Origin of the sequence: Streptomyces sp. NPDC048057, assembly GCF_040653095.1 — a bacterium.
In the GTDB taxonomy this organism is placed as follows: Bacteria; Actinomycetota; Actinomycetes; order Streptomycetales; family Streptomycetaceae; genus Streptomyces.
The window spans coordinates 37,373-56,508 of record NZ_JBEZNF010000022.1 but is presented as its reverse complement, the minus strand read 5'-3'; the positions used below and the strand labels follow the sequence as shown (position 1 = coordinate 56,508).

17 protein-coding genes are annotated in these 19,136 nt (G+C 73.3%); 9 read left to right on the top strand and 8 right to left on the bottom strand.

The window, feature by feature from the left end; genetic code table 11:
• Positions 1-67: 67 nt before the first annotated feature.
• Both AB0E05_RS25045 and AB0E05_RS25040 read left to right on the top strand, forming a co-directional pair.
• Positions 68-1,345: a serine hydrolase domain-containing protein gene (locus AB0E05_RS25045; RefSeq protein WP_361967241.1), complete on the top strand. Its 1,278-nt coding sequence runs from the start codon at positions 68-70 to the stop codon at positions 1,343-1,345.
• Complete coding sequence (locus tag AB0E05_RS25040; RefSeq protein WP_361967239.1) at positions 1,342-2,166, top strand: SDR family NAD(P)-dependent oxidoreductase; 825 nt, start codon at positions 1,342-1,344, stop codon at positions 2,164-2,166. The genes AB0E05_RS25045 and AB0E05_RS25040 overlap by 4 nt, the downstream gene beginning before the upstream one ends.
• Positions 2,167-2,257: 91 nt before the next feature.
• Here AB0E05_RS25040 and AB0E05_RS25035 read toward each other — a convergent pair whose 3' ends face one another.
• Positions 2,258-2,599, bottom strand: a complete 342-nt coding sequence (locus AB0E05_RS25035) for a hypothetical protein (protein WP_361967237.1) — start codon at positions 2,597-2,599, stop codon at positions 2,258-2,260.
• 618 nt (positions 2,600-3,217) lie between these two features.
• Here AB0E05_RS25035 and AB0E05_RS25030 point away from each other — a divergent pair.
• Together AB0E05_RS25030 and AB0E05_RS25025 are read left to right on the top strand one after the other, a co-directional pair.
• Positions 3,218-3,823: a GNAT family N-acetyltransferase gene (locus AB0E05_RS25030; protein ID WP_361967235.1), complete on the top strand. Its 606-nt coding sequence runs from the start codon at positions 3,218-3,220 to the stop codon at positions 3,821-3,823.
• Positions 3,824-4,074: 251 nt separating this feature from the next.
• Entirely contained in the window at positions 4,075-4,269 is a 195-nt protein-coding gene (locus AB0E05_RS25025) for a hypothetical protein (protein ID WP_361967233.1), read from the top strand.
• Between the two features lie 165 nt (positions 4,270-4,434).
• Here the strand turns inward: AB0E05_RS25025 and AB0E05_RS25020 are convergent, their stop codons facing one another.
• The gene (locus tag AB0E05_RS25020) at positions 4,435-5,565 is read right to left on the bottom strand and encodes an NADAR family protein (protein ID WP_361967231.1); all 1,131 of its coding nucleotides are present in this window, start codon (positions 5,563-5,565) and stop codon (positions 4,435-4,437) included.
• Between the two features lie 181 nt (positions 5,566-5,746).
• Between AB0E05_RS25020 and AB0E05_RS25015 the strand changes: the two genes are divergently transcribed.
• Genes AB0E05_RS25015 through AB0E05_RS25005 form a run of 3 tightly spaced genes read left to right on the top strand, consistent with a single transcriptional unit; the run spans position 5,747 to position 9,783 of the window.
• Positions 5,747-8,401 (top strand): BTAD domain-containing putative transcriptional regulator, encoded by a 2,655-nt coding sequence (locus AB0E05_RS25015; RefSeq protein WP_361967229.1) that lies wholly within the window; start codon positions 5,747-5,749, stop codon positions 8,399-8,401.
• Between the two features lie 55 nt (positions 8,402-8,456).
• Entirely contained in the window at positions 8,457-8,987 is a 531-nt protein-coding gene (locus tag AB0E05_RS25010; RefSeq protein ID WP_361967227.1) for a VOC family protein, read from the top strand.
• Positions 8,980-9,783, top strand: a complete 804-nt coding sequence (locus AB0E05_RS25005; protein ID WP_361967225.1) for a MerR family transcriptional regulator — start codon at positions 8,980-8,982, stop codon at positions 9,781-9,783. Before AB0E05_RS25010 ends, AB0E05_RS25005 begins: the two co-directional genes overlap by 8 nt.
• A 335-nt stretch (positions 9,784-10,118) precedes the next feature.
• On the opposite strand, the gene AB0E05_RS25000 is transcribed toward AB0E05_RS25005, so the two are convergent.
• The 3 genes from AB0E05_RS25000 to AB0E05_RS24990 all read right to left on the bottom strand — a co-directional run bounded on the left by AB0E05_RS25000 (position 10,119) and on the right by AB0E05_RS24990 (position 13,044).
• The gene (locus AB0E05_RS25000) at positions 10,119-10,937 is read right to left on the bottom strand and encodes an SAM-dependent methyltransferase (protein ID WP_361967223.1); all 819 of its coding nucleotides are present in this window, start codon (positions 10,935-10,937) and stop codon (positions 10,119-10,121) included.
• 7 nt (positions 10,938-10,944) lie between these two features.
• Positions 10,945-11,964: a DUF5954 family protein gene (locus tag AB0E05_RS24995; protein WP_361967221.1), complete on the bottom strand. Its 1,020-nt coding sequence runs from the start codon at positions 11,962-11,964 to the stop codon at positions 10,945-10,947.
• A 96-nt stretch (positions 11,965-12,060) separates the two neighbouring features.
• A complete protein-coding gene (locus tag AB0E05_RS24990; RefSeq protein ID WP_361967219.1) occupies positions 12,061-13,044 on the bottom strand; it encodes a helix-turn-helix domain-containing protein in 984 nt (327 codons plus the stop codon).
• A gap of 220 nt (positions 13,045-13,264) precedes the next feature.
• Between AB0E05_RS24990 and AB0E05_RS24985 the strand changes: the two genes are divergently transcribed.
• Entirely contained in the window at positions 13,265-14,155 is an 891-nt protein-coding gene (locus AB0E05_RS24985; protein WP_361967217.1) for an ABC transporter ATP-binding protein, read from the top strand.
• Positions 14,152-15,012: an ABC transporter permease gene (locus tag AB0E05_RS24980; RefSeq protein ID WP_361967215.1), complete on the top strand. Its 861-nt coding sequence runs from the start codon at positions 14,152-14,154 to the stop codon at positions 15,010-15,012. The genes AB0E05_RS24985 and AB0E05_RS24980 overlap by 4 nt, the downstream gene beginning before the upstream one ends.
• 69 nt (positions 15,013-15,081) lie before the next feature.
• On the opposite strand, the gene AB0E05_RS24975 is transcribed toward AB0E05_RS24980, so the two are convergent.
• The 3 genes from AB0E05_RS24975 to AB0E05_RS24965 all read right to left on the bottom strand — a co-directional run bounded on the left by AB0E05_RS24975 (position 15,082) and on the right by AB0E05_RS24965 (position 19,125).
• Positions 15,082-15,579 (bottom strand): YbaK/EbsC family protein, encoded by a 498-nt coding sequence (locus AB0E05_RS24975; protein ID WP_361967213.1) that lies wholly within the window; start codon positions 15,577-15,579, stop codon positions 15,082-15,084.
• A gap of 62 nt (positions 15,580-15,641) precedes the next feature.
• Positions 15,642-17,258, bottom strand: coding sequence for a penicillin-binding transpeptidase domain-containing protein (locus AB0E05_RS24970; RefSeq protein ID WP_361967211.1), 1,617 nt, complete (start codon positions 17,256-17,258; stop codon positions 15,642-15,644).
• A 142-nt stretch (positions 17,259-17,400) separates the two neighbouring features.
• Positions 17,401-19,125, bottom strand: coding sequence for a phospholipid carrier-dependent glycosyltransferase (locus AB0E05_RS24965; protein WP_361967209.1), 1,725 nt, complete (start codon positions 19,123-19,125; stop codon positions 17,401-17,403).
• Positions 19,126-19,136: the final 11 nt, after the last annotated feature.

Below are 19,136 nucleotides of genomic sequence, written 5' to 3'. Positions count from 1 at the left end.
CTGGGTGGTCACCGCACCCGACTGACCCGGAAGTCACGAGGGCCCGCCGGCGTTGCACCATGGACGGATGCACGGAAGCGGAGCGGAGGGGACGACGGTGGACGTACGGGGCACGACCGACACGATCGACACGGCTGGTGCGGCCGACACGGCGGCCGGCGCGGTGGACGTACGGGGCGCGGTCGACGTACACGGCACGGTGGCGGCCGGTTACGAACCGGTGCGGGACGCCTTCATCCGCAACTTCCAGCAGCGCGGCGACCGCGGCGCCGCGGTCGCCCTCTACCGCGACGGCCACCAGGTCGTCGACCTGTGGGCGGGCACCCGCGACGTGGACGGCGACGTGCCCTGGGCCGCCGACACCGCGCAGATCGTGCGCTCCGTCACCAAGGGCGTGGCTGCGGCGGCCGTCCTCCTGCTCCACCAGCGCGGCCGGATCGACCTGGACGCGCCCGTCGGCACGTACTGGCCCGAGTTCAAGGCGGGGGGCAAGGAGCGCGTCCTGGTCCGTCACCTCCTCGCCCATCGCTCCGGGGTCCCTGCCCTGGACCGCCCGCTCACCCCCGCCGAGGCCGTCGACGGCGTCACCGGCCCGGCGGCGGTGGCCGCACAGGCCCCCGCGTGGGAGCCCGGCACCGCGCACGGCTACCAGGCGCAGACCCACAGCTGGCTGCTGTCCGAGCTGGTGCGCAGGGTCACCGGCCGCACCATCGGCCGCTGGGTCGCCGACGAGATCGCCCACCCCCTCGGCCTGGACTTCTGGATCGGGCTCCCCGCGGATCAGGCCGGCCGGGTGGGCCGGATCGGCCCGGTGGACGAGCCGGCGACCGCGGACGGCGGCGGCCTGAGGCTCCGCCCCAAGCGCTCGGTCTCCGAGGCGTACCGGGACCCGGAGTCCCTGACCCGCCGCGCCTTCGGAGCGATCACGCCGCTGCCCGACGAGAACGACCCCGGCTACCGGGCCGCCGAACTCCCCGCCTCCAGCGGGGTGTCCACGGCCCGCTCCATCGCCCGCTTCTACGCCGCCACGATCGGCGAGGTCGACGGCGGGCACCGGCTCTTCGCGCCCGCGACGCTCGCCCTCGCCCGCACCGAGGAGTCCGCCGGCCCCGACCGCGTCCTCGTCGTCCCCACCCGCTACGGCCTGGGCTACATGCTCCACGGCCCCGCGGCCCCCCTGCTGGGCCCCGGTTCCTTCGGCCACCCCGGCCGCGGCGGCTCCCTCGGCTTCGCCGACCCCGAGACCGGCGTCGCCTTCGGCTATGTGACCAACGGGCTGCGCAAGGGAGTTACCGCAGATCCCCGTGCCCAAGCGCTGATCCGGGCGGTACGTTCGGCGCTATGACCAGTGGACTGAAACGTTTCGACGGATACGGCGTGCTGATCACGGGCGCGGCTCGGGGCATCGGTGCGGCCACCGCCCGCCGGCTCGCGTCCGAGGGCGCACGGGTCCTCATCACCGACCTCGACGCCACGGCCGCGGAACGGACCGCCGCCGAGATACCCGGTGCCGACCACATCGGCTGCGACGTGGCCGACCGCGCCCAGGTGGAGGCGGCGGTGGCCCGCGCCGTCGAACGCTTCGGCACCCTCGACGTCCTGGTCAACAACGCCTTCTCCTGTTCCGTCGACGCCCCGGCCTTCGAGGACGAGTCCGATGTGACCTGGGCGCGCGACCTCGACATCACCCTCACCGGCGCCTTCCGCTGCGCCCGCGCCGCGCTGCCGCACCTGGCGGCGTCCGGGCGGGGCGCGATCGTCTCCATCGGCTCCGTCAACGCCGAAGCGGACTTCGGCAACCACGCCTACAGTGCCGCCAAGGCGGGCCTCGCCTCGCTGACCCGCACCCTCGCGGGCTCCGCCGCACCCCGGGGCGTACGCGTCAACCAGGTCAACCCCGGCACGATCCGCACCCCCGGCTGGGCCGGCCGTGAGGCCGCGCTGTCCGCGCTCGGCGAGCAGGTCTATCCGCTCGGCCGGGTCGGCGAACCGGAGGACATCGCGGCGGCCGTCGCCTTCCTCGCCTCGCGCGACGCGGCGTGGATCACCGGGACCGTGCTCAGGGTGGACGGCGGTCTGCTCGCGGTGCACCCGGAGTTCGCCCGCGTCATCACCGAGGCGGACACGGTGGACACGGTGGAGACAGAGGACGCGGGGGACTCGTAGGCAACCGCGGGCGGGTGAGGGGGAGGGCGCCGAACGGACACCGAAGGACACCCAACGGACTTCAACCGGGCGCCGAACGGACGTCGACCTGTCAACGGCGGCTGTCCGTGATGCGGTAGCCCCCCTCGATCACCTTGTCGGAGGGCGCCTTCACAGAGCACTTCCGCACTTCGGGCCGGTCCGCTGCCGCAGGGGCCGTGATGGCCACGCGCGCCGGGCCGTCGCCCTCCTTCGGTATGTGGAAGCTCAGGCCCATCCGCGCGGTCGGCTTGCGCTCCATGAACTCCTGCCAATACGGGCCGGCTTCGACGATCCGGCCGGTGACGGCCACCTCGGAGCCGTCGATGCGAAGGCAGTCGACCTTGAAATTCCCCCAGTTGAACAACGGGGGCTGGCCGTCCGGCTGCGGCACCAGGTGCTGGACCCGGAACATGCCCCAAGACCGCGTCGTCGTTCCGGAGCCAGCCCCCGAGTCAGCCCCGGATCCAGCCCCGGAACCGGGACCGGGACCGGCACCGTCACGCGCCGGAACCAGGCCGCGGGCATCGATGAAGATCCGGACCTCGTCCTGAGGGAGGGGATAGTCCATGCGGCCCCATCCCTTGATGCCCACGACGCCCGGCGTCTGTGCCGCCGTGATGACGGGCCGCTCCGCCGGCCTCCCGGAATCCGCACTGGCCGGGGCGCCGGCCACGCCCATCGTCGCGAGGACGAGGGCGAGCGGAATCGCGAATCGCATGGGCGACTTCAGCGTGGACCTCGCCGGTGACTTGAACATGGTGACCTTCCCCTTCGCACTGGGCCGCAGGGCCGAAGCAGCCGCAGCGACTCCCGGCAGCCGCCGCCCGTCGCGACGACCGCTCAGGTCCACTCCGATCCTGCTGGAACCACCGCCCCCAGCCATCGCGCCCAGGAGCGAACTCCCTCTCCCCCGTTTGGGGGAGCCCCCACCGCGAGCGCCTCTCCACCACCCGGCCTCGCAGGTCACAGCCGCTTTCCACAACCAGGACCCCGCGCTCGCGTCCATGATCACCCTGTGCAGAATGTCCGTATGGCGATAAAGAGCATGCCGAAGCCGGCCGTGATCGAGGACGCCGCGCAGATCAGTCGTTCCCTGGCGCTGGCCTTCGACGACGACCCGATGATGCGCTGGTTCTTCCCCGCGGACTCCTCCCGTGAGGCTTCCCTCACCAGCTACTTCTCCACGATCTTCACCCGGCAGTACGTCCACAACGGCGTGTGCGAGCGCACCGACGACGCCGCGGCCTTCTGGGTGCCGGCCGAAGCGCAGGCCAAGGCCGTGCCCGACGCGGAGACCATCCAGCACCTGACGGACCTCCTCGGCGAGCGCGCGGGCCTGTTCAAGGACGCCGTCGAGACGGCCGCGCAGCACACCCCGCAGGAGCCGCACTGGTCCCTGGCGCTGATCGGCGCCGACCCCGCCTGCCAGGGCCAGGGGCAGGGCGCCGCCCTGGTGCGCTCCGGCCTGGCGAAGGCCGACGGGGCGGGCCTGCCCGTCTATCTGGAGTCCTCCAAGAAGTCCAACCTGCCCTTCTACGAGCACTTCGGCTTCACCGTGCGCCACGAGGTGCAGCTCCCCGGCGGCGGCCCGGTGCTCTGGGGCATGTGGCGCGAGCCGCGTCCGGCCGGCGCGTAACCAAAGAGCGTCGAACGCACGCACAACGCAGCGCGTCGGACGGCACGTGTGACCACGGCGCTGCAAACGGCACGCGGGACCGCATCCCGCGTGCCGCTCCTCCGTACCGGCGCTGCCCGCACCCCCTGCGTACCCGCCCCCTGGACCACCGCGTCACGCCCCCGCGACCGCCGTGCGCACGGGGGACAGTCGATCACTCGATGGGGGAACGGCAGTGCCCGCGCCCGGTGCGCGTGGCTACGCTCCCCGCCATGGCCGTGCTTGAGCCCCCGTGGTGTCCCACCTGCTCCGGCAGGCCGTCCCTCTGGAAGGACACCACCAGCGTCGTGCCCGCCCGGCCCGACCAGTGGCGCTGGTACTGCACGGGGTGTCGCGGCGAGTGGGAGCCGACCTTCGAGCAGCGGATGAAGTTCACCTACGGGACGCACCGCGCCCCCCGCCGCTGACGCCCCAGCCGGTACCCCGCCGCTGACGCCCCAGCCGGTACCCCGCCGCTGACGCCCCAGCCGGTACCCCGCCGCTGACGCCCCAGCCGGCCCCCCGCCGCTGACGCCCCAGCCGGTACCCCGCCGCTGACGCCCCCGCTGACACACCCGCCCCGGACGCGTCCGTCAGCCGACGCCCGACGCCTCCGCATGCAGTTCCGCACGCACCAGCTCCAGCAGCCGCCCCATCCAGTTGCGGCCCCGCCCGCCGTTGTCGCCCCAGAAGGCCGAGTCGCCGTCGTCGTACACGAGCGTCGCGTCCCCCGTGCCCCGCAGCACCGCCGCCAACTCGGGGTGCTGGGCGTACTTGGCGCGCAGCAGGCGGGTCATCACGGCGGTGCGCGCCCCGTCGAAGCCCTCGCGGCGCGGCGCCCCCTGCGCGATGCGGCGCGCCGCGTGCGCGGACTCCGCCGCCACGACCTCCGCCGGTACGGCCGGCTCCGCCTCGGCCACCGACAGTGCCCAGTAGGCGTGCGCCACCGTCGGATAGGTCGTGCCGTCCAGCTCGACGGGCGCGGGGTAGTCGTTGCGCAGCGCCGACTTGCCGGGCGTCCCGGAGCGCTTGTTCGGGTAGGACTCGGGGAGCTTCAGCGCCGGCTCGTACGACTGCTCCGGGCCGTCGGTAGGGGTCCGCGCCGCGCGCTCGGCGGCCCACCGGTCGCGTTCCTCGAAGTACGCGACGGCCTCTTCGTACTCCTCCTCCGTCACGACCTCCGGGTCCTCCTCGGGGCCGTCCGGCAGCGCGCCGCCCGGCCCCGCGACCAGCGCTTGCAGCGGCCAGTCCCTGCGGTCCATGTCACCGAGCGCGTAGTGGCGCTGGGTCTCGGGGATCGCGAGGTACGCGGTGCGCGCCGCGGCGCGGTTGGCCTCGGTGCGGTCGGCGAGGAAGGCGTCCACCGCGCTCAGGCAGCGGTCCGTGGAGTCCGGGCGGTCGTTCAGCCGGTCGATCGTGTCGCGGATCTCCGCGAGCAGCAGCTCGGGGGTGATCCAGGTGCGCGGCTCGGTGAACTTCCAGCTCGCCAACTCGTGGCCGGACGCCCTACCGCCCTCCTCCAGCGTCGTCGCCACCCAGCCGGAGGCCAGCTTGCGCTCGAACTCCGCCAGCGTGACCAGGTCCCAGCAGTCGACGAGCCCGTCCGCGTAAATGAAGAGGTCGGTGAGGTAGTAGTCGCCGTTGCGGATGAAGACGGGGCGCCAGGTGCCCGGTATGCGACGGCCGTCCGCCGTGCGGTGGATCGTGCGCTTGCTGGAGATCATGCGGCCATTCTGTCGGCCGGACGGGAGCGGCCGAACGCCGTTTTGTGGCGCTATGCACGAGAACGCGCCGTGAAGCGCGGACCTTTGCGTGAGCACGACACTCCCCGGTTATCGTCGGTCCGGCCCCGGACACCGACCGCCCGGGGCCGCACCGACCGGGGGACGGCAGGGCGAGAACACCGTGAACACACCGCACGACGCGGCACTGCCGCACGCCCTCTCCTTCCAGATGCTGGGCCCGGTCACCGCCCGCACCGCCGACGGCCGGCCGGTCCCGCTCGGCTCGCCGCAGCAGCGCGCCGTCCTCGCCGTCCTGCTGCTGCGCGAGGGGCGGCCGGTCACCACGGAGGAGATCGTCGACGGCGTGTGGGGCGAGGCGACCCCGCGCTGTGCGTACGGCGCGGTCCGCACGTACGTCTCCAAGCTCCGCACCGCCCTCGCACCCGGAGCGCCGGCGGGCCCCGACCGCGGCCGGCCCGTGGCGTCCGTGCCCGGCGGGTACGCGCTACGGCTGACCGGCCACGCCGTCGACGCCCTGCTCTTCGAACGCGAGGCCGCCGACCGCGACGGCGACGCGCGCACCGTCCACGACCGGCTCGCCCGCGCCCTGGAGCGCTGGCAGGGCGTGCCGCTCGCCGGCGTCCCCGGGCCGTACGCCGAACGCCAGCGCACCAGGTTCGCCGAGGTCCGCCGCAGCGCCCGGGAAGCACTCCACGGGTGCGCGCTCGACCTCGGCCGGCACGCGGACGCCGTCCCCGCGCTCAGCGCGCTCGTCGCCGAAGAGCCCTTCCGCGAGCGGCCGTACGAGCTGCTGATGCTCGCCCTGCACCGCGCCGGCCGTCGGGCCGAGGCCCTGGAGGCGTACGGGCGGGCCCGTCGGCTCTTCCGCGCCGAACTCGGCATCGAGCCCGGGCGGCACCTCACCCTCCTGCACCGGCGCATCCTGACGGCCGATCCCGAGCTCGCCGCCTGGACCTCGGGAGTGCCCGCCGCACAACCGGGCCCCGTCGTTCCGCCGACCCCGGCGGCCCCACCGGCCCCCGCCCCCGACGGCCCGCCCCAGCAGCTCCCCGCCGACACCGCCGACTTCACCGGCCGCGCCGCCCTCGTCGACGAACTGCGCACCCTCCTCGCCCGCGCCGCCCACGGCCGCGACGGCCGGGCCGTGACCGTGGTCACCGTCACCGGCACGGCCGGCGTCGGGAAGACCGCCGTCGCCGTGCACGTCGCGCACGCGCTCGGCGCCGAGTTCCCCGACGGACGCTTCCACGTCGACCTGGGCGCCGGCAGTACCCCCGCCGACCCCTCCGCCGTGCTCCTCGGCTTCCTCACCGCCCTCGGCACCCCGCCCGACCGCATCCCGCTCGACCCCGACCAGCGCGCCGCGTACTTCCGCACCGTCCTCGCCGGCCGCCGGATGCTGCTCGTCCTGGACAACGCGTACGACGTCGAACAGGTCAGGCCCCTGCTGCCCGGCACCTCCGGCTGCGCCGTGCTCATCACCACCCGCTCCCGCTCGCTGGCCGTCCCCGGCGCGCACCGCCGTGACATCGATGTCCAACCGGAGGGCGAGGCGCTGACGCTGCTCGCGGCGATCGCCGGGGCCGGGCGGGTGGCCGCGGAGCCGGCCGCCGCTCGGTCGCTGGTCGCCGCGTGCGGTCGACTGCCGCTCGCCGTACGGATCGTCGGCTCCCGGCTCGCCGCCCGCCCCGGCCACGGCCTCGCCGCCCTCGACGCCCGGCTCCGCGACGAACGCGCCCTCCTCGACGAACTCCACGCCGGGGACCTGGCCGTCGAGACCGCCTTCCACCTCGGCTACCGCAACCTCGCGCCCGAACCTGCCCGCGCCTTCCGGCTGCTGTCCCTGCTGGACGCCCCGAGCCTGCCGCTCCCCGTCGCCGCCGCCCTCCTCGGGAAGGACGAGCGCACCGCGGAGCGACTCGCCGAAACCCTCGTCGACGCCGGCGTGCTGGAGCCGTACGGCCCCGAGCGCTACCGCTTCCACGACCTGCTGCGGCTGTACGCGCGCCGGCTCGCCGAACGCACCGACGGCGACGACGAGCGCGGCGCCGCGCTCCACCGCGTGCTGGACCTGCTGTGCGCCAGCGTCGTACGGGCCGCGCGGGCCGCGGTGGACCCGCCGCCGCCCGCGGTGTGGATCGAACCGGTCGTCCACGAAGGCATGCCCTTCGCCGACATCGACGAGGTCAGGGCGTGGTTCCGGGCCGAACACGCGCTCCTCGCCGGCACCGCGGACCAACTGCTGCGCTCGGGGCCGCGGTCGCTGCGCGGGACCGTCGACCTGCTCGCGATCACCGCGGTCTGCGGCATCTTCGAAGGGCAGGCGCACTACCAGGAACTGGGCCGGATCGCCGGGGTCGCGGCGGAGCGCGCGGCCGGCTCCGGCGACCTGCTGTACCGGGCGAAGGCGCTGCACATCCGGGGCTGGCTCGCCTTCGTCACCCAGCGGTACGCGGACGCGGAGGCGGAGCTGCGGGCCGCGCTCGACTGCGCGGACGAACTGGACTGCGCCCAGCGCCGCCACGTCTCGGGGACGCTGCTGGCGCTCGTGCTGTGGGGGCGGGGCCGGCCGAAGGAGGCGGAGGAGGCGATGCGCCGGGCGCAGCGGTACGCGGGGGACCCGGCGGACCCCGACAGCCCGGCGTCCGTGGTGCGCTACACCGCGCGGCTGCACACCGCGCTGGGGCCGGACCGGCAGGACCGGACGGGGGTCAGCCACGTGCTGCGGGAGGTCGACGCGACGGGGACGTCGCTGACGACGCCCGAGGGGGTACGGAAGTTGGGCGTGGCGCTGAGGGACGGCGCGCGCGGGTGAGGTCCGCCGGACCCGGCTTGACCCTCACGTAGCGTGAGGCCGGAGGGTGAGGCGCATGAGCGACCACTACAACGCGTTTGAGATCAGCCCCGTACCCACCCCCGGCCCGGACGCGGTGCCGCCGGAGCCGTTCCGCGGCATCTACGGCATGCCCGCCTTCGTGACCGTGCCCACCGGTGACCTGGCGGCATCGGTGGACTTCTGGACCCGCGGCCTCGGGTTCGTCGAACTGTTCGGCATCCCCGGCGAACTGGTGCACCTGCGCCGCTGGGCGTTCCAGGACGTCCTCCTCGTCCCGGGGAGCCCGGCGGAGCAGACGCCGACGACGAGCGTGAGCTTCGCGTGCGTGCTCAGCCAGCTCGACTCCCTCGTGGAGGCGTGCCGCGCGCTGCGCCCGACGTCGGTCGACGGTCCGGTGGACACCCCGTGGAACACCCGCGACGTGGCCGTGATCACCCCGGAGAACGTACGGGTCGTCCTCACCGCGGCGAAGCCCTTCGACCCGGACAGCGAGGAGGCGCGGAACCTCGCGGCCATGGGGATCACCCCGCCCGCCGTCGGCGGCGACAATGGGGTACATGCCTGAGGACACCGACGTCGACGGCCTGACCGTCGGGCAGGTCTCGACGCGGGTGGGCGTGACGGTCCGCGCGCTGCACCACTGGGACGAGATCGGCCTGGCGCGGCCGTCGCTGCGCACCGCCGCCGGCTACCGGCTCTACACCGCCGGCGACCTGGAACGCCTCCACCGCATCGTCGTCTACCGGGAGATCGGCCTCGGCCTGGACAAGATCCGGGCCGTCCTCGACGACTCCGCCGCGGACGTGCCCGGAGCGCTGCGCGCGCAGCGCGCCCAGGTCACCGAACGGATCGGGCGGCTCCGCCAGCTCGGCACCGGGCTGGACCGGATGATCGACGCCCACGAGCGCGGTCTGCTGCTCACCGTCGAGCAGCAGACCGCGATCTTCGGCCCCGGGTGGAACCCGCGGTGGCCCGCCGAGGCCCGGCAGCGCTACGGGAACACGCCGCAGTGGCAGCAGTACGCCGAACGCTCGGCCGCCCGCGGCCCCGAGGAGTGGCAGGCCGTCGCCGCAGCGGTCACCGACCTCGACCAGGTGCTCGCGGACGCCATGGCCGCCGGCGTCGAGCCCGGCGGCCCGGAGGCGAACCGGCTCGTCGAGCGGCACCGCGAGGTCTTCGCCGCGTACTTCCCCCTCAGCCGGCAGATGCAGGTCTGTCTGGCCCGGACGTACGAGGCGGATCCGGCGTACGCGGCCCATTACGACGGCATCCGCGCCGGCCTCGCCGCGTGGTTCCGGCGCGCCGTCGACGCGAGCGCCCGCGCCCACGGCATCGACCCGGCGACGGCGACGTGGGAGTGAGGTCCCACCTCCCGCGCGGTCGCAGGTCGCGTCCCTTGAGCCTCTGGACGTGGCACCGTAACTCCGCCGGAGCGTTGGTCCCTACCGGCCCGTGGTGGGTTTGTCGCGCAGTTCCGCCCCCTGTGCCCTGCGGGCACGGGGGGACCCCCAGCGCCCCTGAAACCCCGTCCTCGGCCCCGCAGGCACATGACGGGGGAAGCGAATCAGGGGCGCGGGGAACTGCGCGAACAGCCACAGACGGGTCGCAGACGCCATCACTGCACACTCATCGCGTCGCAACGGCAACGGCAACGGCAACGGCACTGGCCAGTCAGGCGGGACCCTGCGGACAAGACCTACGGCTTTCTCGCCACGAAGCCGTAGACCGCCACGTCCCCGTCCGCGAGGCCGTGCTGGCGGGCGTCGGGGCGCCAGTGGTGGACCGGGAGGACGCCGGGCGGGACGAGGTCCAGGCCCTCGGCGAACGCGGACGCCTCGGCGTGGGTGCGGGGGTGGACCGTGATGCCCTGGCGTTCGTACTGGGACACCATGTCCCGGGAGGTCTCCTCGTCGCTGAAGTCGGACGTGCCCATCGACAGCGCGACGAAGCTCCCGGACGGCAGCGGGTCGACCAGTCGCCGCACCAACGCGTGGTCGAGCGGCGGCGGAATGAAGTGCAGCACCGCGATCACCGTGAGCGCCACCGGCTGCCCCAGGTCGATCAGGGACCGGACCTCCTCCGCCCACAGGATCGACTCCGGCTCGCGCATGTCCGCGTCCACGTAGGCCGTACGGCCCGGGGACGCGCTGGTGAGCAGGGCCTCCGCGTGCGCCAGCACGATCGGGTCGTTGTCCACGTACACCACCGACGCGTCCGGGACCTCCCGCTGCACCAGTTCGTGGAGGTTGGGGGAGGTCGGCAGGCCGGTGCCGATGTCGAGGTACTGCCGAACGCCCTCCTCGCGGGCGAGGTACCGGGCGACCCGCTCCATGAAGAGCCGGTTCTGCCGCATGGTGATCGGCAACGACGGCAGCCGCGCCACCAGTGCGTCGCCCATCTCCGCGTCGACGTCGTAGTGGTCCTTGCCACCCAACAGATAGTCGTACACCCGTGCGGCGTGCGCCTTCGTCGTGTCGATCCGGTCGCGTGCCGAATGCCGTGCGCGGTCCGCCATGTGTGCCTCAGTCCTCACCGTGGTGGAGCGTGCCGTCGTCGTCCATCGTCGGGTGCAGCTTCATGGGGCCCCAGTGGTCGGCGTCCGACGGCCGTGGGGGTTCGGGTCCGTCGGGGCCGTAGCGGATCGCCCGTTCGATGCGGCAGACGCGGAAGAGGGAGTCGCCCACCCGAGCGTCGTTGGCCCGACCTGCGGCCCGGAACTCCTGCGCGGCGCGCGCGTACGCCTCCCGGTCCTCCTCCTTCAACCGGTAGATGAGGGGCCAGAACTCGTTGAGCCCGTCGAAGAGGACGCGCCGGGCGTCGTGCGGCGAGGGCATCAGCACGCCCCGGGTGGTCCACGTCCCGTCGTGCAGCTCGACGACGCTGAACCCGACGGGCAACAGGGCGACCTCCGGATGCGTCTCCATCGCCCGCGTCGCGTCGCGGCGCATCTCCACGGGGAAGACGCCGCCCGAGTAGCAGAAGGTGCGCAGCCCCAGCTTCATCGCACCGGCCATCAGCCCCTCCTCCCGGTCGGGGTCGACGAGCTGGCCCTCGTCGGTCCAGGTGCGGTTGCGCTGGCTCTCCCAGGTGCGGTCCAGCGGCTCCGGGTCCGTCGGGCGGGGCGGCTCCAGGCCCTCGGCGCCGCGGCGGGCGAACTCGTCGGCGCGCACCACCCGGTAGCGCAGCCCCAGCACCTCCAACTCGTCCACCGGCTCGCTCTCCAGGACGGCGACGGCGTCGAGCAGCGCGCGGCGCTCGCGCGGGTCGTCGGTCTCGTCCTTCGCACGGAACCACAGATGGGAGTTGAGACTGTCCCGGGCCTCCTGCGGGGTGCCGCTGATCACCGGCTTCAGTAACCGCCACTCGCCGGGGCACCCGGGGTCGTGGGTGGCGAGTCCGAAGACGGGGCCGCGCACGAGGAGGTCGGGATAGCGGTACGACGCCTCGACCGCGTCCGCCTCGGTGACCCAGGCCGCGGGGTCGTCCCGCCGCACCAGGTTCTCGTGGAGCTCGTCGATCCGTCGCTTCCAGTCATCAACCATATGCACATTGTTGTCCCGGCTTACTGGCGGGACAGTTGATGATGCGTCAAGTGGCCAGAAGACAACGCCCAGTTGGGGGAGGCTTCGAACGTTCGGTCACATTCGCGGGGTGGTGCTGCGGGGCAGTGCGGTCAGGGCGGCGCACTGGGTGGCGCTCAACCGGCTCGCGCGGACGCCGAGCGCGTACGCGTCGGGCGCCACCCGCCGCGGGGCGACGGGGTCCGTGAGGTCGGGGTGCCGCTCCGCGTCCGCGATCGCCCGCACGACGCGGTCCACGGGCCAGTCGAGGCCGGTGGCCAGCTCGGCGGCGGTGAGCGGGGCGCCGGCGTGCGCCAGGGCCGCGACCACGGTCAGCGCGTTCTCCCCGGCGGCGGTGGCGACGGGGCCGCCCGCCATGTCCTCGCTGAGGCGGGTGAAGAACAGCGCCATCTGGTCGAGCCGGGCGCCGGCCGGCGACGTCGGGTCGAACACCTCGGCGCCCCGGCGCGCGGTGTCGGCCCACACCGCGGTCGTGCGGGCGCTGGAGGACCACGCGCCGAACCAGACGTCGTCGGCGATGACGTACCGCTCGTGCCGGCGCCCCGCCTCGCGCTCGCGCCGCAGCAGGTCGAGGCCGTCGAGATAGCCGACGGCCTGGGAGACGGAGGCGGGGCTGACGCGCAGCTCGTGGACGAGTTCGGCGGCCGTGAGGCTGCCGGAGTCGGTGGTGAAGAGCGCGGCAAGGACCCGGGCGACCATGCGGGGCAGGCCCGTGCCGACCATCATCTCGGTGAACTGCTCGCGGAAGGCGCGGGCTTGCGCGGGGTCCGGGGCGGGGTGCCCGCCCGGCGCGTCGGTATCGGCGCCGGTGTCGGTCGGGGCGTCGGGGGCCGTCGGGCCGCGGCGGCGGGCGCGCCACCCCGTCGCCCGGTGCGCGTACTCGGCGCGGTAGCGGCTCCGGCCGCCGTTGCGCGCCACCTCCCGGCTGACGGTGGACGTCGGCCGGTCGAGCCGTCGGGCGATCTCCGCGTAACCGAGCCCTTCGGCCAGCCCTGCGGCGATGGCTCGGCGCTCCTCGTGGCTCAGTCTGCCGCCCGGCATGGTGCTGCCCGCCTCCCCGTCGTCGTACGCGTCAGTATGCGTTCAGCGCCAGTCCATTGCAACGGACCCGTGCGATGTCGCTGGGTGCATTCATCGTCAGTGCCATTGCAACAACGCGAGAAATTCCCCTCTCTGCTGCGACATTGGCCTACCGACCGCCCCTTGACGCACCTCCAACGCAACATAACCTTCGCCAAATCGTGAAGGAAGAGGCAGTGCAATGAGCGATCAGCGAGCGGTCGTCGACGTCGCCGGGCTACGGATGCGCTACGGGCCCGACGACGTCCTGCGGGACGTCACGTTCCAAGCCCACCACGGCGAAGTGCTGGCCCTGCTGGGCCCCAACGGCGCCGGCAAGACCACCACCATCGAGATCCTGGAGGGCTTCCGCACCCGCTCGGCGGGCCGCGCCGCGGTCCTCGGCGTCGACCCGGCCACCGGCGACGAGGGGTGGCGCGCCCGCATCGGCGTCGTCCTCCAGTCCTGGCGCGACCACGGCAAGTGGCGCGTGCGGGAACTCCTCGCCCACCTCGGCCGCTACTACGCGCCCCACGCCAGCGCCGCGTTCCCGCGCCCCTGGGACGCCGACGAACTGATCGCCGCGGTCGGGCTGACGGAGCACGCCGGCAAGAAGATCCGAACGCTCTCCGGCGGGCAGCGGCGCCGGCTGGACGTCGCGATCGGCATCGTGGGACGGCCCGAGGTGCTCTTCCTCGACGAGCCCACCGCCGGCTTCGACCCCGAAGCCCGGGCCGACTTCCACGGCCTGGTCAAACGGCTCGCCGTGGACCAGCGGACCACGGTCCTGCTCACCACCCACGACCTCCACGAGGCGGACAAGCTCGCCGACCGGATCCTCGTCCTCACCGGCGGCCGGATCGTCGCCGACGGCACCTCCGCGGAACTCGCCCGACGGGCCGCCGTCCGCGACGAGGTGCGCTGGACGTACGGCGGACGGCGCTTCGCCTCCTCGCCCGCGGACTCGACGGGCTTCGTCCGCGACCTCCTTCGGCGCCTCGGCGACGAGGTCGGCGAACTGGAGGTCCACCGGGCCTCCTTGGAGGACACGTACCTGTCGCTGGTGCGCGACGGAGAGGCGGACGCCCGATGACGAACCCCGTGCGTCCCGGGCTGCCCGTCCTGTGGGCCGGCTGCCGCCGCGGGCTGATCGAACTGCGACAGTCCTTCACCAACGGCGCCGACCTGACGTCGCACTTCCTGTGGCCGCTGCTGATGCTGGTGGTCCTCTTCTTCCTCCGGGACCGGGAGTACGGCGCCTCCGGCTACCCCCTCGGCACGCTCGCGCTCCCCAGCATCCTCGGGATGAACGTCGCCATGGGGATGGTGAGCATGAGCCAGGTCCTCACCGCGGACCGCGAGGACGGCACCCTGCTACGGGCCCGTGCCACGCCGCACGGCGTGCGCGGCTACCTCGTCGGCAAGGTCGTCAGCGTCGGCGGCGGGCTGCTGGCGGACCTCGCGATCCTCCTCGTCCCCGGTCTGCTCCTGATCGACGGCCTCTCGATCGACGGCGCCGCGGCGTGGTCGACCCTCGCGTGGGTGCTCGTCCTCGGCATGCTGGCGACGCTGCCGATCGGGGCGGTGCTGGGGGCGGTGTTCACCTCCACGCGGGCGCAGGGGCTGATCCAGCTCCCCGTGCTCGGGATGATCGGGATCTCCGGCATCTTCTACCCCGTCACGGCGCTGCCGGAATGGGTCCAGTGGCTGGCCCAACTCACCCCCGTGTACTGGCTCGGCCTCGGCATGCGCTCGGCGCTGCTGCCGGACGCGGCGGCGGGGCTGGAACTGGCAGGCTCCTGGCGGGTGCTTGAATCGGCCGGGGTGTTGGGGGCGTGGGCGGTGGTGGGCCTGGTGGTGGCCCCGCGCGTCCTCCGGCGGATGGCGCGGGGCGAGTCGGGCTCGACGGTGGCCGCCCGCCGCGCCCGCGTCCTCTCCCGCACGGGCTAGCCCCCCACGAGTGACCTCGCGCCCGCGCCCGTGACGAGTACGTCCAGGCCGGCACACAGCGCCGCAGGGCTATTGCGTACGCGCGTCGACCAGCGTCGCGTTCGCGTGGGCGATCAGGTCCTTGGGGGGCAGCGGGAACACCGTGTACGGGGTTCCCGCCGCCGCCCAGACCACGTCGTGGGTCAGCAGCGCACGGTCCGCCAGCACCCGTGTCCGCGTCACGTGGCCGAACGGCGGCACGCCGCCGATCGCGTAACCGGTCGTCGCCCGGACCAGATCCGCGTCCGCGCGCTTCACGGCGCCCGCGCCGAGTGCCTCCCGTACGCGCTCGACATCCACCCGCGACGCGCCGTCCACCAGGACCAGCACCGGCTCGCCGTCCGCGGTGAAGATCAGGGACTTGACGATCTCGCTGACGTCGCATCCGATGGCCGCCGCGGCCTCCGCGGCGGTGCGGGTCGCCTCCGGGAAGCGGCGGACCGGGACGTCCAGGCCCAGTTCCGTGAGGGCCGCGGCGAATCGGGGGTGGGCTTCGGTGCTGCCGTGGGTGCTGTCGTGGGTGCTCATGCCCCGGCACCGTACCGATCCGCGCGGCCCCGGGCGAACCAGTGATGCCGGAAGCGCGTCGCTCACCGCGCCTTGAGGACCTGCGCCACCACCGGCCCCGCCGACTCCCCGCCGCGCCCGCCCGACTGCACGGCCGCCGCAGCCGCCAGGTCACCGGCGAACGCGGTGAACCAGGAGTTGCTCTTGGTCTGTCCGCTGACCTCCGCGGAGCCCGTCTTGGAGCCCTTGTCGCCCGGCACCGACGCCATCGCCTTCTGCCCCGAACCGCCCGTCGCGTCCGCCCGCATCAGTGCGCGCAGCGTGTCCGCGGTGGCCGCGGGCAGCGGGGTGGCGGTGGCGAGTTCCCGGTCGTCCAGGGACTGCGGCACGATCACCGGCTGCTTGAACGCGCCCTGCTTCGCGGTCGCGCTGACCGACGCCATCGTCAGCGCGTTCATCGTGATCTTGCCCTGGCCGATGTACGACGCCGCCGTCTCCGTGCCGCCGGACTCCGGCACCTTCCCGTCGTAGCTGGACGCGCCCGTCTTCCAGTCGAGGCCGATGCCGAAGTACTTGCGCGCGGTCTCGCCCAGCGCCGTCCCCGCCATGCCCTTGTCGGTGAGCGGCTTGATCGCCTTGATGAAGGTGGTGTTGCAGGACCGGGCGAACGCCTGCCGGAAGGTGGGGTCGGTGAGTTCGAACTGCTTCAGGTTCTCGAAGGTGCGGCCGTTCCACTGCACCGTCTTCGGACACTCGACCTTGCTGTCCGCGCCCTCGACCAGGCCGTGCTCCAGCATCATCGCCGCCGACACGATCTTCATCGTGGAGCCGGGGGCCTGCGCGCCCAGCATCGCCGTGTTGTAGCCGCCCGCCGGGCTGTTGGCGATGGCGCGGATCTCGCCCGTGCTGGGCTTGATCGCGACGACCGACGCCTGCCCCGCGGCCTGCACCGCCTTCTCCGCCGCGGCCTGCACCGCCGCGTCGATGGTGGTCTTCAACTCGCCCGGCTTGCCCTCGGTGAGGGCGAGCAGGGTGTGGTCGGCGACGTTCTCGTCCGGGGAGGAGACCACCAGCTCCACGCCCGGCGTGCCGCCCGCCGCCGTGCCGTACTTCTTGCGCAGCGCATCGACGACGGCCGTCAGCGAGGGGTACGCCTCCTTCGACAGCTCCTTGCCGTTGCGGTCCACCGCCTTGATCGGCGGCGCGGACGCCGGGGCCGTCTTGAGGGTGGCGCCCTTCGTCAGCTTCGGGTGGACGACCGTCGGCTTCCAGTCCACCAGCGCCGCGCCGGTCTTCACCCCGCGCACCACGGTCAGTTCGGAGGCGTACGACCAGGGCTTGCTGGTGCTCTCGTGCGTCACGGTCGCCTGCACCGAGAACGACACCTTCGCACCCAGCGTCTCACCCGGGGTGATCTTGGCTTCGGAGACCTTGGCCTCGGTGCGGTAGCCGGCGAGCAGCGGCTGTGCCGCGGCGGCGTCGGTGGTGAGCTTCGCCGCCTTCGCCGCGTCGCCGCCCGCCCAGGCGGCGAGGAAGTCCTTCGTCGTCTTCTGGATCTCCTCCGCCGTGGGCGGCCCGGTCTTCTTGGCTGGTGTGTTGTCGTCGTCCCCGGCGAGGAAGGTGTAGCCGCCGTACGCGACGCCCCCGACCACCACCAGAAAGACTCCACCGACGACGGCTACCTTCGCTCCACTGCGCATGACCCGAGGTCCCTCCCGAACTGCAACTGCTACGACGCCCTGAACGCGTTCAAGACCCTAGGACTACCAGGTGGGAAAGGGGCGGAACTGTTACGGGACCGCTACGTACGACCGCTTTGCGCACGTGATAAAGGGACGCACGTCACACCCAGGTGTCCAACCACATCCGGGCCCGCCACTCGTCCATCGGGATCAGCGTGCCCGTGTACAGCGGGTGGAAGTAGATGAAGTTCCACAGGATCAACAGCACCAGCACGCCAGCGCCGATCGCGCCCACCGCCCTGCGCCGCTCGTCCGTGCCCGGCGGGCCCAGCATCGCACCGATCATCATCGCCACCGCGAGGCAGAGGAACGGCACGAAGACCACCGCGTAGAACACGAAGATCGTGCGCTCCTGGTACAGGAGCCACGGCACCCAACCGGCCGCGATGGCGCAGACGATCGCGCCCGCGCGCCAGTCGCGGCGGAAGAACCAGCGCCACAGCACGTACAGGATCGCGAAGCAGCCCGCCCACCACAGCAGCGGCGTGCCGAGCGCCAGCACCTCGGCGGCGCAGTTCCCCCGGGTGTCCGCGGGGCAGCCGTCCACGCCGGGCTTGGGGTCCTCGTAGTAGTACGAGACCGGGCGGCCCATCACCAGCCAGCTCCACGGGTTCGACTGGTACGTGTGGCCGGAGGTGAGGTTCACGTGGAACTCGTACACCTCCGTCTCGTAGTGCCACAGGCTGCGCAGCCAGTCCGGGACGAAGCCCCAGGAGGTCTCCCGGCCCGGGCCGGTGGACGCCCACTGCCGGAAGTGGCCGTTGTCGGTGAAGATCCACCCCGACCAGCTCACCACGTACGTCACCAGCGCCACCGGGACCGTCGCGACGAACGCCGGCACCAGGTCGCGCCGGGCCACCGCGCGGTACGGCCGCACCGCGCCGGCGGTGCGCCGGGCGCCCACGTCCCACAGGACGGTCAGCAGCCCGAACGCGGCCATCATGTACAGCCCGTTCCACTTGGTGCCGGCCGCCAGGCCCAGCATCACGCCCGCCGCGATCCGCCACGGACGGGCACCGAGCCGCAGCGTCTGCGCGACGTGCGCGTCCGGGCGCAGCACCCCCTCCGCGTCCACCGGCAGCGCCGCCGCCAGCCGCGCCCTGGCCCAGTCGCGGTCGAGCAGCAGACAGCCGAACGCGGCGAGGACGAAGAACATCAGCACCAGGTCGAGCAGCGCGGTGCGGCTCATCACGAAGTGCAGGCCGTCCACCGCGAGCAGCAGGCCCGCGAGACAGCCGAGGAAGGTGGAGCGGAAGAGCCGGCGGCCGATGCGGCAGAGCATCAGCACCGAGAGCGTGCCGAGCACGGCGACCATGAAGCGCCAGCCGAAGGGCGTGAAGCCGAAGAGCTTCTCGCCGACGCCGATGATCCACTTGCCGACCGGGGGATGGACGACGTACCCGGGGTCCGTGGGGATCGGGACGGCCGACGGGTCCTTCAGGATCCGCTGGTCGACGTCCTTGGGCCAGGCGCCCTCGTACCCCTGGTTGATCAGGGCCCAGGAGTCCTTGGCGTAGTACGTCTCGTCGAATATCACCGCGTCCGGCTCGCCCAGGTTCCAGAACCTCAGCGCGCCGGCGACCAGGGCGACCAGCAGGGGGCCGAGCCAGGCGGCGTGCCGCAGCAGCGGCTCGACGCGTTCGGGCGGCAGCCCGAACACCGACCAGATCCGCTCGGACGGCTTCGCGTAGGGCGGCACCAGCCGCTCGCGCAGCCCGATGACGGGCCTCGGCGCGTACCCGAACCGCCGCAGGCGCTGGGGCCAGCCGGGCGGTTGCGGATCCGTTTCCCTGCCGCTGAGGGGCGATGGCGCGGTACTGGTCACCGCGCCATCGT